A 12,095-nucleotide genomic window follows, 5' to 3' on the forward strand; every position below is an offset into this window, starting at 1 on the left:
ATTCAATCTACTAAATTCAATGATCAACTTTAGTAAATGATTATCGATATAGAAATTTTCAAAGGAAGGAACAGACACATGAAAGAAATAAATGGAAACAAACAGGAAATTTTACATGCGCCATTCCTACGCGAGATGATACAGAATACTTATGATATGTGGCGTCTTGGCTGGGACGAGTTAAATGGTGGAAATATTAGTTATCTGTTAAACGAAGAGGAAGTCATACCTTATTTAAATAAGGATCAAGTAATTCGGACCATACAACTAGACTATCCAGTTACTGAACTTGCTGGTAAATACTTTATAGTTACAGGATCGGGGAAATACTTTCGGTTTATTAAAGATGACCCAGAGGAGTCTTTGGGTATATTGCGGATAAGTTCCGATGGAAAAGCGGTTGAACTATTATGGGGACTTGAAGGAAATAGTCAGCCTACCAGTGAACTTCCATCTCACTTTATGAGCCATATTTCCAGGTTGAAGCAAAATCCTGATCATCGAGTCATTATGCATACGCATACGACAAATCTTATAGCAATGACATTTACACATGAATTAGATGAAGTAAATTTCACAAGAACGCTGTGGAAAATGTGTACCGAATGTCTAGTTGTTTTTCCGGAAGGTGTAGGTATTTTACCTTGGATGGTACCTGGAACAGATATAATCGGGGAAGAAACCGCTAAAAAAATGAAAGAGTTTCGCTTAGTTATTTGGCCGCATCATGGAATTTTTGGAGCGGGTAATTCCCTAGCGGAGGCATTTGGGTTAATTGAAACAGTGGAGAAGGCGGCGCAAATTTATATGTTGGTTAGTTCCCATCAGGGCGGGATTAAACAGGAGATTACAGACGAACAATTAAGAGATTTAGCGAAGCGATTTGCTGTTACTCCACCAGAGAAGTATTTTTAAAAATAATTCTTTTTACATTAAAGTGCCGTACATACTCCCACTTTAAGAGCTATCGAGAATATAATAAGTTTAAGTGGGAGATGGCGGCACCTACATACCGGTTGCCCGAATTGACAGGACAAGGAAAGCAACGTGAGCGATACATCGGTTTTTCAAGATGAGGAAGCGACGGGAGTAACACATTGCAATTTTTCAAAGGCAAGGAAAACTTCGGCAGTGATACATCGCCAATTTTTCAAGGACATTGCGATCATAGTCAACCACGGTTCTTTGAACACGTACTTATTAGAAAAACTTGGCTTGTCGCCAAGTCCTTAGCGAAAGCCGTAGTTTTTCTTATACTATAAACCATAAAATTCTATACTTTCCTATAGTATAAAAAATGAGCAAAGGGACTTCCTTTGCTCATAAATTTTTTTGCTATAAAATAAAGGTAGAAGTATTTAATAAGCTAGCAGTTTCCAAACAATCTATGATATCATTTTATAATAATGAAGGAGATACTTTTTGGCCTTCCAACTTCAATGGACTTATTTTGAAATGTATAAAGGATTTTGTTTTATTTTTAGGTGGAAAGTAGGGTTATCATGCTTATAGCAGAAAGGCAGCAAAAAATTGTCAGGATTGTAAATGAACGCAAAAGTGTCCGTGTATCAGAATTAAGTGAAATGTTCTCTGTTACAGAGGAGACGATTCGTAGGGATTTAGAGAAACTTGAAAAAGAGAAAAAGTTATTAAGAAGTCATGGTGGAGCTATAAGTATGAATCCTAATGATTCGCTTGAAATTCCCTACAAAGAACGAGAGATAATAAATGTGGCTGAAAAGCAGGACATTGCTTTAGAAGCGGTTAAACTTGTTAAAGAAGGAGATAATATTATCCTTGATGCCAGTACAACAGCCTGGTATATGGCCAAAGCTCTGCCTGACTTACCAATGACCGTACTTACAAATTCTATAAAAGTTGCGATGGAATTAAGTAATAAAAAACAAATCACCGTAATTTCAACAGGGGGAACTTTGCTTGCAAAATCTTTATCCTTTGTTGGTCCACTTGCGGAGGCGTCATTAGATAAGTACTATGTAAATAAAGCATTTATATCATGTAAAGGTCTGCATATAAAAAGAGGAATTAGCGAATCGGATGAACAGCAGGCAAGAATTAAGAAAAAAATGATTGAAAGCGCCGCAAATGTTTATATGATGCTTGATTATAGCAAGTTAGGCAAACAGGCTTTTTCTTTAATAACTGGTATAGAAGATGTAAACTGTATTATTACAGACAGAAAAGCAGATGAGTCATCGGTACAACATTTAAAAGAAAAAGAGCTGAATGTAATTGTTGCTCCATGTTCTACAGGTAGTTAAAAAATAATGCCACTTGTATACAGGCAAGGATTTTATGAGAAAATGAAGTGTAGAAGAAATGTGCATAAAGACACGAATGATATGGCATTTGGAAAAAAATATGTTATATAGATGTTCGAATTAACAAAAGCGAATCAGATAAAATGGTGAATTTTTCTCTGACTATATAAGGTGTACGTTATTATGTATTTTCAATAAAAAAGAGCTATCGCATTTGCTTAAAACTATTGCGATAGCTCAACTTATATTAAAACGGATTGGTAGCCCATTGTAAGGATTGTTTTATGAAAATACGCGGATGCAATTTTAAGAGGGATACCATATATTCTGCTAAATCTTCAGGTTGCATATACTTGTCGTCGTTTTTCTCTGCTAATTGATCCCCAAAAGCAAGCTCTGTAGCAACAAGACTTGGATTTAAGGTGAAAACACGAATGTTGTTTTTTCGTACTTCTTGCATAAGCGCTTCTGTCATACCTTGGATAGCAAATTTAGAAGCACTGTAGGAAGTTGAACCTGCTGTACCCTTTAGTCCGTTGCTGGAAGAAATCATCAGAATATCTCCTTGATTCTTCTTGATCATTTGTGGCAAGACTGCTCGAGTGACATGATATGTACCGAAAACGTTAACTTCGAGCGTGTGTTTCCATGTAACTGGATCCATATCCAAGAAATTCCCGTAAGCACCAATGGCCGCATTATTAATTAAAATATCTGCAGGTCCAAGGTTGTTTTCCATACTTGTTATTGCTTGATTTACTTGTTCTGAATGAGCAATATCGGCAACTCTATAGTTTGCTTTCACTCCGTGTGATTCAGCTTCTCTTGCGACAGCCTCCAATTTACTTTTTGTTCGAGCTATTAAGCCAACATGTACGCCTTCTTGTGCTAAGGCCAGAGCGGTTGCGCGACCAATACCACTGCCAGCGCCTGTAATATAGGCTACTTTCCCTTTTATATCTTGCCCCATTAACGCATCGTCCTTTCTTTTCCCGCCATAAAATTTGGGAAGTGTAAATGATGACTAGATAGACTAAAAAGCATTGGGTACATTTGATTATTTAACAAAAATTGATTACAAAAAGCAAACATTTTTTGAACTTGTTTAGAAGTTAAAGTTTACTTACATTACTTGTTCTTTAGGAAACTGCATCTGCCTTTATATGAGATGAATATGGTTAAAAATAGTCTTGCCTAAGCGCTCAAACTTCTCTCTTCTTTCTATGATAAGTCAATATCGGCTCGATTCTAAAGGAAGGCCGACTAAAAGCGGGCTTATCGCTCAGGCGTCCGGCAATTCCTTTTACAGAGGTATGTTTTCTTTCTCCTGTCAGAAGTTTTAGTTTGGCTAGCCGAGCGCTTGCGCTTTTGTCCCAACTAAACAACAAGCAGTTAAGTTAATTGCATATTTGTTAGACATGTTGGATCTTCTTCGAATGTAGAAAACTCAGATTTTACTTTTCTACCATCATGTGTAATAGTGATATTGTATTTTTTGTCTCTAGGTACCCATAAATCAATAAAACCATTGGCTTGTGATTTTAGTTTTTTATCTACGACTACATTTCCTTTTTCATCTTTAATATGCACATCAAATTCTTTTTCTACCATTTCACCTTGGCAACCGGTTAAACTGTGAAACGTACAAGGATGTGTTTCATTCACAAAAGGTGCAATAGATACGAAAAACTCGTCTTTCGGTAATTTATATGTTTTCTCTTTTCCCTCTGAACTGCTAACAATCAGTTCTTGTCCTGTAATGGAAGCTGAACTTGCTTCTTTTTTACCAGTGCTATAATCTTGTACTAATTCTTTAATATCCGTCGTTTCATCTTTTGTCTGTGACGTTTCTTTTTCTGTATCATCGTTACCACATGCAGCCAGAACAACTATCAGAAACAACATCATCACGGTGATAGATTTTTTTAACTTCATTGTTTCTTCCTCCGTTTTTATCAAAGTATATCAGAATACTAAGTTATGAATCAATCGGGATGTTAATACTTTAAGAATTTGTCATCTTTTTGGAGAATCTTAACACTTCGTATCTTTGTCAACCCGTCTATAGTATTTGAATCAGCTGACATGAAGCAAACGGCTGATTGGATTAGTCGTCATGTCGTTCGTCTTTATAAACGTAGTCCCATGCTTAAGCAAACTTGTTATGAAAAACATAGTAAATACTATTACGACTTTATCGGTATGACCGCTTAATACCTCTTAAGAAAAGTCAAAACGGATCAACGATGTATCGTGAAGTTTTCACAGGAAAGTTAGAGAAACAATTCAAATGATAAAAAAATGCTAGCCTTTCAGACCAAAATTAGGAATATTATTCTATGAATCCGTCTGTATTATTTTAATAAAAAAAGTTTAAAAATTATTTGCTTCATATAATAAAGTATCAACGAAAAGGTATGTTTACCTTGAAAAGTATAAGTTGACAATGCCCTTTTTTCAAAGTACAATTCAATCATAAAATACTGAAAATTAAATTAAATAATTTAAAAAAGGAGTTGTAAAGGAAATGGTTTATCAAAGCAAACAACTTCATCTTATTCTTAATTGTGCAATATTTGCAGCAATAACAGCAATTTTAGCGCAGGTAGAAATACCGTTACCGCTAATTCCGATGAGTGGACAAACTTTAGCAGTTGGAATTACTGCTACCATTCTAGGTAGCAGGCAAGGGGCCTTAGCTATGGTCTGCTATGCTCTAATTGGAGCGGCTGGAATCCCGGTTTTCGCTGGTTTTAGTGGTGGTGCGCATGTTTTAGTTGGACCAACTGGAGGATACATTTTTGGATTTATTGCCACTGCTTATGTAACCGGGCTAATTTTAGAGAAGACAAGCTTTCATTTAGTAAATGCCTTAATCGCAAATATTGTAGGCATGGTAGTCACTCTAGCATTTGGAACCGTACAATTAAAATTTGTTTTAGATTTCACATGGACTGCTGCCTTAGCAGCTGGCGTTTATCCATTTATTGTAGTTGGAATAATTAAAGCGGTATTAGCGAGCTGGATCGGTATTACTGTACGAAGACGTTTAGTCCATGCCAATCTCATGTTAGAAAAACAGCAAAAGCCAGCATAAGATAAGCGAATCAGCCAAGTTCGAGTGCTTTAAAGTCGCAAAGTTGGGAGAGAAAGCTTTAAAGTCCAGAACATCGCAAAGTTGAAATATATTCCGCTAAGTCAGAAGGAGTCTCTAAATGTAGAAAAGTAATGTAGAGAGTAACAGCACGATATTGTATATTTAATTGGGGTATAATTATGAAATGCTCTTTGCTTTTAATTGATGATTTAACATAAATGTTCATATTGCTAATCCAAAGGGAATAGTTGCTAAATAAACGAATCTTACGAACCTTAATGGCAATCGTGATTCAAAATCAAACATCATGAAAAGCTACTAGTTTCTCTACGAAAGAGAATTTTTAGAAAACGTTAACTTTTTATAAATTTTTTGAGTAAAATAATTGCAAATATAAGTTTATCATGTAATGCTTAACGATAAGGGATATTTAGATTTCGGATGGGAGATGGAGGAAAGTGATGAGTGTAGAATTAATTGTATTTCTAGTTATCCTATTTATTTTTACACTACTTGTTACATTATTAATCTTTAAGCAGGAAGAAAATAAGTTGAAACAATATGAACAACTAGGGGATACAGTGGAAAATGAACTACGGCGCTCCAAGGAATATGAAACACAGTCGTTAAAGATAAATGTGCCAATCTTAACTTGGATATATGTGGTTACGATTTTATTAGGATTAGTAGCGCTATTTATTTATATGTTTTAACATATTCTAACTGACTTTTTGGAAAAATAGCTTCTCCAAAAAGTTTTTTCTTTTGCACTATAGGAAAGTATAAAACTTTAGGCTTTATCGTATAAGAAAAACGATAGCTCTCGCCATAAAGACTTGTCAACAAGCCAAGTTTTTCTAAGAAGTTTTTTTTGTTGCATAAAATACTAAAGGGGGGTATAGTATAATTGTAAGGTTGATTAAATAACTGAAAAGTGAGGAGGGTAAATAGTTGACAGTTCAAAAGCATGAGCATCCTGTTACACCTAGAACAAAGGATGAAATTACAGCAATTACGAACCGGTTGAAGCGAATTGAAGGCCAAGTTCGAGGAATACAGAAAATGGTTGAAGATGATCGTTACTGCATTGATATTTTAGTCCAAATTAGTGCAGTTAATGCAGCTTTGAAAAAAGTTGGTTTTTCTATTGCTGAACGGCATACAAAGCATTGTGTTTCTTCTGCAGTTCAGTCGGGAGAAGGTGATGCAGCAATTGAAGAACTTATGGAAGTGTTAAAGCAGCTTTCTAAATAAAGAGGTGATAACATGCAAGAGCAACAAAAAGAGCATATTACAGTTGGCATAACAGGAATGACTTGTGCGACTTGTTCTAATCGAATTGAAAAAGTGTTGAACAAAATGGACAGTGTTAATGCACAGGTTAATTTGACAACTGAAAAAGCTAATATAGACCTCAATCCGGATAAAATTTCTCTGGAAGACATTACAGAAAAGATTGAAAGTTTAGGCTATGGCGTGGAAACGGAGAAGGTTGAGTACGATATTACCGGAATGACTTGTGCGACTTGTTCTAATCGAATTGAAAAGGCACTTTCCAACCAAAAAGGTGTCAATCAGGCTACAGTTAATCTTGCTAATGAAACCGCGGTTATTGAATATCAGCCAGCTTTGGTAGACGAAGAAACATTTGTAACGCTCGTTGAAAAATTAGGTTATCAAGCAAAACCAAAGGCTGGAAAAGAAGAAAGACAGACGCATAAGGAAAAACAGTTACAAAAAATGAAGAAAAAGCTGATCATTTCTGCTATTCTTTCCGTCCCTTTATTAGTCACGATGCTTGACCATTTATTTGGTTTACGTTTACCGGCAATTTTTATGAATCCATGGTTCCAATTTGTGTTGGCAACTCCAGTACAATTTATTATTGGCTGGCAGTTTTATGAAGGAGCATATAAAAATCTACGTAATAAATCCGCTAACATGGATGTTTTAGTCGCTTTAGGAACAAGTGCAGCTTATTTTTACAGTTTGTATGAAGCAATAAAAACGATTGGAAACCCTGGCTATATGCCGCATCTTTACTTTGAGACAAGTGCTATTTTAATTACACTTATTCTTTTTGGTAAATATTTAGAAACCAAAGCAAAAAGTAAAACGACAATGGCTATTTCAAAGCTATTGAACTTACAGGCAAAGCAAGCTAGGGTAATTCGAGACGGTGCTGAAGTGATGATTCCGGTAGAAGACGTGGTACGTGGTGACCGATTAATTGTTAAGCCTGGTGAAAAAATTCCAGTTGATGGCGTTATAGTAAAAGGGCGGACGTCGGTGGATGAGTCCATGCTTACAGGAGAATCCTTACCAGTAGAAAAAGCTACTGAGGATACTGTAATCGGAGCAACGATGAACAAAAATGGTACGATTGAAATGGAAGCAACAAATGTAGGAAAAGATACAGCGCTAGCTTCTATTATTAAAGTTGTAGAAGATGCTCAAGGATCAAAAGCGCCGATTCAGCGGTTAGCAGATATTATATCCGGCTATTTTGTGCCGATTGTAGTTGCAATCGCGATCTTAACTTTTATTATTTGGATTTCCTTTGTGACGCCTGGTGAGATTGAGCCTGCTTTAATGTCTGCAATTGCTGTATTGGTTATTGCCTGCCCATGTGCGCTTGGCTTGGCTACACCTACTTCTATTATGGTTGGTACGGGAAAAGCAGCGGAACAAGGTATTTTGTTTAAGGGTGGCGAGCACTTAGAGCGTACACATCAGCTTGAAGCGATAGTTTTTGATAAAACAGGGACCATCACGAAAGGAAAACCGGAAGTTACTGATTTTACCAGCAATGATGGAGTATTACAACTAGTAGCCAGTGCCGAAAAAAGTTCAGAACACCCTCTAGCAGAAGCAATTGTAGCTTATGCCGTTGAAAAGGATTTGGAACTGTATGATCTGGAAGATTTCCAAGCAATACCTGGGCATGGTATTTCCGTTAGAGTAAATGGCAAAGATATTCTTGTGGGTACCAGACTGTTAATGAAGAAGTATAATATTGATTATCTGCATGCCGAAAGTGATATTCAAGGATTAGAGGAAGATGGAAAAACAGCCATGTTAATTGCTGTGAATAACGAATTTCAAGGAATTATTGCTGTGGCGGATACTGTGAAAGAGACTGCCAAAGAGGCGATTCATCAGTTGCAAAGTCAAGGTTTGGAAGTTATTATGCTAACTGGAGATAATGAACGAACCGCTAAAGCAATAGCAAGACAAGTAGGTATTGATCATGTCATTGCACAAGTTTTACCAGAAGAAAAAGCAGATAAAGTAAAAATGATTCAAAAAGAAGGAAAGCATGTCGCTATGGTTGGTGATGGAATTAATGACGCACCAGCATTAGCAGTAGCTGATATCGGAATTGCTATTGGAACGGGTACCGAGGTAGCGATTGAAGCAGCCGATGTAACCATTTTAGGTGGAGAATTACTGCTTATTCCAAAAGCTATAAAAGCTAGTCAGGCTACCATTAAAAATATCCGCCAAAACCTATTTTGGGCTTTTGCTTACAACACAGCTGGCATTCCGATTGCAGCAGTCGGTCTATTAGCTCCATGGATAGCGGGAGCTGCCATGGCATTTAGTTCTGTAAGTGTCGTTTCAAACTCACTACGGTTAAAACGAGTTAAGCTATAGCGGTTTAAGTCACAGAGAGTCTGATTTTTGGAATAAACGCTACTAGCTTGAGCTATATAAAGGGTTTAATGTATCACAAATATGTGAAAAAATATCGAAAGGGGATTTTTATATGCAAACAACATTAGATGTAAGAGGTATGAGTTGTGGTCATTGTGAAAAATCGGTAAAAGGAGCACTCAAAGCTTTACCAGGTGTTTCTGGTGTTGAGGTACACTTAAACACTGGTAAAGTTGATGTAACTTATGATGAAGCTAAAACCGATATAGAGGCAATTCGTGAAGCAATTGAAGAACAAGGATACGATGTTGTCAGATAAACTTCTCGATCTCAAGAAACAGAAGAGATAGTTCCGTTTAGTGGAAGCTAATAAAAGATATGTACTAACCCTACCATTTTTGGTGGATAGTACGTATCTTTTTATCTCGTCAGAAGTTCTCCAGTTGGCACATCACTGCTTGAGCGTTTCTAGCTTTTGTTCTTGTATTGGGGACGGTTTTTACGCTTGATTTGCTTGGAAAATGGAAAAACAAATAATTATCTTAAAGAATACTTTATAAAATTAATGGTAAAATAAGTAAAGATGTTACGAAAAAATGATTAAAAAATGTGAATTTAGTTACAAAGATAAAAATATTGTAAAATATCGATGTATTCACTTGCATTTTCCTTAAGAAAAGGGTAAAGTTAAAAGTGCAAAAGGAAATTGAAGTTTGAATAATACTTTACGATCTCTTTATCAAAGTGGTGTAAAAGTATTTATGATTCAATTACTTTGCACGATATTTGAATAAGGAGGTCATTTTAATGACTGGTAAAGTTAAATGGTTTAATGCTGAAAAAGGCTTTGGTTTTATCGAGCGTGAAGACGGAGATGACGTATTCGTTCATTTCTCAGCTATTCAAGCAGATGGTTTCAAAACACTTGAAGAAGGTCAAGATGTTGAATTTGAAATTGTAGAAGGCAACCGCGGACCACAAGCAGCTAACGTTACTCGTTTATAATAAATAGACAGAGGAGAGCTTATCTCATTATTGAGATAAGCTCTTTTTATGTTATCATCTAGGACAATATTTAATATAAACTTGGATTAAATTTTGTTCATGGTGGATATCTTTTTTGGTTCTACATATGTTGGGATTTAAGAAAATTCAATAAAAAAACACGCAAGCTCCTATTTTTGTTACACTTTGTTTAGACAGACAAAAAACAAAAAGGAGTTACGTGTAAATGCATTCTAACATATTACTGCCAGGTTTAGAAACGATGATAAGGCAACGTCGCCCGCAAAGTTTGAACCAGTAAAGTACAAAGTTAGAAGAGAACACTAAGTAATGAGAGACTCTACCAACCAACAGTCCAACAGTTTATATTAGATACTTAGTTAAATACCATTCCGCCATCGATGATGAGAGCTTGTCCAGTCATATAATCTGAATCAGGTCCTGCAAGGTAGGAAACACATGCTGCTACATCTTCTGGCTCGGAAAGCCTTTTTAATGTAATATTTTTAGCAAACTGTTCCATTCCCCATTCAAATGGTTTGCCTGCTTCATCAGCAGTTTGCTGTGCAATGTCCATCATCATAGGAGTTTTTACGATACCAGGACAATAGGCATTAACAGTAATACCTAATTCAGCTAAATCCCTTGCTGCAGTTTGGGTAATACCTCGAATAGCAAACTTTGTTCCACCGTAAACTGCTAAGCCTGGGTTTCCGACTTGACCGGCTTGAGAAGAAGCATTAATTATTTTTCCACCGTGCCCAAGTTCTTTGAAGGCTTTTACAGCTGCTTGTATTCCCCAATAAGTACCGCCAACGTTAACATCATAAACTTTACGATATTCTTCATAAGTAATACTTTCAATAGGGGTAGTTGGTCCAAGACCTGCATTATTTATAACCACATCAAGTCCACCAAGATTTTTTACTGTATCATCCACAGCCTTAAATACATCATCACGATCAGCAACATTTACTTTAATCGCAATTGCTTTACCATGAGAATGGTTAATTTCTTCAGCAACTTTTTTTGCTGTTTCTTCATTATAATCAGCAACTGCAACAGCGAATCCGTCTTCTGCTAGTCGTTTACAGATTGCTTTACCAATTCCTTGACCTCCGCCGGTAACAAAGGCGATCTTTCCAGATACTTTACTCATATAAACATCTTCTTTCTATAATGTAATTGGTATATATTTAATATACCATTGTTAATATTATTTGTGAAATTAATCACTTTTAATCGTAATTTATCGAATTTAATTTTTTGTCATAAATATCGTTAAAAACTCCTTATATTGTCATGTGTATTTTCTAAAAGAACACAGATAATAAAGCTGAACAGTTTATTGCTGTTCTACTACTTTCCCATTAGGAGTGTTTTTCAAATGGCCAAAAATAATCGGAATCAATTAGAAGTGCCAGGTGCAAGAAACGCTGTCGACTCTTTAAAGTATGAGATCGCGAACGAATTTAATGTAGATCTCGGAGCTGACACAACTGCACGGGAGAATGGATCCGTGGGAGGCGAGATGGTAAAGCGAATGATTAAAATTGCAGAACAAGATCTCGCAAATCGAACAAAGTAGTACTAATGGGCGTGCTAATTGTGCGCCCATTAAATTAATCTTTCTAAACCAAAGGCTTTACCTCTGTGAAGACGAATCTTGTAGAGTTGTAACAGAAAAACTTCCAAACGTTATATAAGGTGGCCGTCAAACCAACCTTCAAATAAAGTAAGGAATCTTTTCATGTCAAAGGACAATAGTATTACGAATAAGGTGGATGTAAGTATCGTATTGTATTCATTCCGAAATATAAAAGGAAAAATTGGAAACGGAAAATGAAACGAGATATTGGATCGATCATCAACACGTTTTCCTTCCAGATCTTCAATCGTTTTAATGTCGGTTCCTATATTACAATCTGTACAACATTTTGATACATACCTGCCATTGCTTGAATTTCTTCTGCATTCCCTTCAAATTGACCAATTTCTTTTAGCGCATTATACCCTTCATATTAAGAAGAAGGCTATGTGAAATGAAAGATATG

At 36.0% G+C, this 12,095-nt stretch carries 12 protein-coding genes; 9 read left to right on the forward strand and 3 right to left on the reverse strand.

The annotated features are described in order from the left end of the window. The first annotated feature begins 78 nt into the window (after positions 1–78). Together rhaD and JNUCC74_RS03645 are read left to right on the forward strand one after the other, a co-directional pair. Entirely contained in the window at positions 79–915 is an 837-nt protein-coding gene (gene rhaD / locus JNUCC74_RS03640) for a rhamnulose-1-phosphate aldolase (RefSeq protein WP_454066944.1), read from the forward strand. Positions 916–1,502: 587 nt separating this feature from the next. Then, positions 1,503–2,282, forward strand: coding sequence for a DeoR/GlpR family DNA-binding transcription regulator (locus JNUCC74_RS03645; RefSeq protein ID WP_454066945.1), 780 nt, complete (start codon positions 1,503–1,505; stop codon positions 2,280–2,282). Positions 2,283–2,529: 247 nt separating this feature from the next. Here JNUCC74_RS03645 and JNUCC74_RS03650 read toward each other — a convergent pair whose 3' ends face one another. After that, entirely contained in the window at positions 2,530–3,252 is a 723-nt protein-coding gene (locus JNUCC74_RS03650; RefSeq protein ID WP_454066946.1) for a 3-ketoacyl-ACP reductase, read from the reverse strand. A gap of 422 nt (positions 3,253–3,674) precedes the next feature. Next, the gene (locus JNUCC74_RS03655; RefSeq protein ID WP_077319478.1) at positions 3,675–4,217 is read right to left on the reverse strand and encodes a CueP family metal-binding protein; all 543 of its coding nucleotides are present in this window, start codon (positions 4,215–4,217) and stop codon (positions 3,675–3,677) included. 592 nt (positions 4,218–4,809) lie between these two features. On the opposite strand from JNUCC74_RS03655, the gene JNUCC74_RS03660 reads away from it, so the two are divergent. The 6 genes from JNUCC74_RS03660 (at position 4,810) to JNUCC74_RS03685 (ending at position 10,041) form a co-directional block, all read left to right on the forward strand. Beyond that, complete coding sequence (locus JNUCC74_RS03660; RefSeq protein ID WP_454066947.1) at positions 4,810–5,379, forward strand: biotin transporter BioY; 570 nt, start codon at positions 4,810–4,812, stop codon at positions 5,377–5,379. Between the two features lie 461 nt (positions 5,380–5,840). Next, positions 5,841–6,092 carry a hypothetical protein gene (locus JNUCC74_RS03665; protein WP_454066948.1) on the forward strand — a complete coding sequence of 84 codons (252 nt, stop codon included), beginning with the start codon at positions 5,841–5,843 and terminating at the stop codon, positions 6,090–6,092. A gap of 238 nt (positions 6,093–6,330) precedes the next feature. Beyond that, complete coding sequence (locus tag JNUCC74_RS03670; RefSeq protein WP_454066949.1) at positions 6,331–6,633, forward strand: metal-sensing transcriptional repressor; 303 nt, start codon at positions 6,331–6,333, stop codon at positions 6,631–6,633. 12 nt (positions 6,634–6,645) lie between these two features. After that, entirely contained in the window at positions 6,646–9,036 is a 2,391-nt protein-coding gene (locus JNUCC74_RS03675; RefSeq protein ID WP_454066950.1) for a heavy metal translocating P-type ATPase, read from the forward strand. A gap of 112 nt (positions 9,037–9,148) precedes the next feature. Continuing rightward, entirely contained in the window at positions 9,149–9,355 is a 207-nt protein-coding gene (gene copZ / locus JNUCC74_RS03680) for a copper chaperone CopZ (protein WP_454066951.1), read from the forward strand. A 488-nt stretch (positions 9,356–9,843) separates the two neighbouring features. Continuing rightward, positions 9,844–10,041 carry a cold shock domain-containing protein gene (locus JNUCC74_RS03685; protein WP_050351294.1) on the forward strand — a complete coding sequence of 66 codons (198 nt, stop codon included), beginning with the start codon at positions 9,844–9,846 and terminating at the stop codon, positions 10,039–10,041. Positions 10,042–10,417: 376 nt separating this feature from the next. Here JNUCC74_RS03685 and JNUCC74_RS03690 read toward each other — a convergent pair whose 3' ends face one another. After that, entirely contained in the window at positions 10,418–11,200 is a 783-nt protein-coding gene (locus tag JNUCC74_RS03690) for a (S)-acetoin forming diacetyl reductase (protein WP_077319484.1), read from the reverse strand. 228 nt (positions 11,201–11,428) lie between these two features. On the opposite strand from JNUCC74_RS03690, the gene JNUCC74_RS03695 reads away from it, so the two are divergent. Beyond that, positions 11,429–11,629 carry an alpha/beta-type small acid-soluble spore protein gene (locus JNUCC74_RS03695; RefSeq protein ID WP_077319485.1) on the forward strand — a complete coding sequence of 67 codons (201 nt, stop codon included), beginning with the start codon at positions 11,429–11,431 and terminating at the stop codon, positions 11,627–11,629. Positions 11,630–12,095: the final 466 nt, after the last annotated feature.

The sequence above is a fragment of the Cerasibacillus sp. JNUCC 74 genome (genome assembly GCF_053667775.1).

Bases quoted from the DNA above. Each gene is read 5' to 3' on its own strand.
- rhaD (WP_454066944.1), top strand. From the start codon at position 79: ATGAAAGAAATAAATGGAAACAAACAGGAAATTTTACATGCGCCATTC.
- JNUCC74_RS03645 (WP_454066945.1), top strand. From the start codon at position 1,503: ATGCTTATAGCAGAAAGGCAGCAAAAAATTGTCAGGATTGTAAATGAA.
- JNUCC74_RS03650 (WP_454066946.1), bottom strand. From the start codon at position 3,252: ATGGGGCAAGATATAAAAGGGAAAGTAGCCTATATTACAGGCGCTGGC.
- JNUCC74_RS03655 (WP_077319478.1), bottom strand. From the start codon at position 4,217: ATGAAGTTAAAAAAATCTATCACCGTGATGATGTTGTTTCTGATAGTT.
- JNUCC74_RS03660 (WP_454066947.1), top strand. From the start codon at position 4,810: ATGGTTTATCAAAGCAAACAACTTCATCTTATTCTTAATTGTGCAATA.
- JNUCC74_RS03665 (WP_454066948.1), top strand. From the start codon at position 5,841: ATGAGTGTAGAATTAATTGTATTTCTAGTTATCCTATTTATTTTTACA.
- JNUCC74_RS03675 (WP_454066950.1), top strand. From the start codon at position 6,646: ATGCAAGAGCAACAAAAAGAGCATATTACAGTTGGCATAACAGGAATG.
- copZ (WP_454066951.1), top strand. From the start codon at position 9,149: ATGCAAACAACATTAGATGTAAGAGGTATGAGTTGTGGTCATTGTGAA.
- JNUCC74_RS03685 (WP_050351294.1), top strand. From the start codon at position 9,844: ATGACTGGTAAAGTTAAATGGTTTAATGCTGAAAAAGGCTTTGGTTTT.
- JNUCC74_RS03690 (WP_077319484.1), bottom strand. From the start codon at position 11,200: ATGAGTAAAGTATCTGGAAAGATCGCCTTTGTTACCGGCGGAGGTCAA.
- JNUCC74_RS03695 (WP_077319485.1), top strand. From the start codon at position 11,429: ATGGCCAAAAATAATCGGAATCAATTAGAAGTGCCAGGTGCAAGAAAC.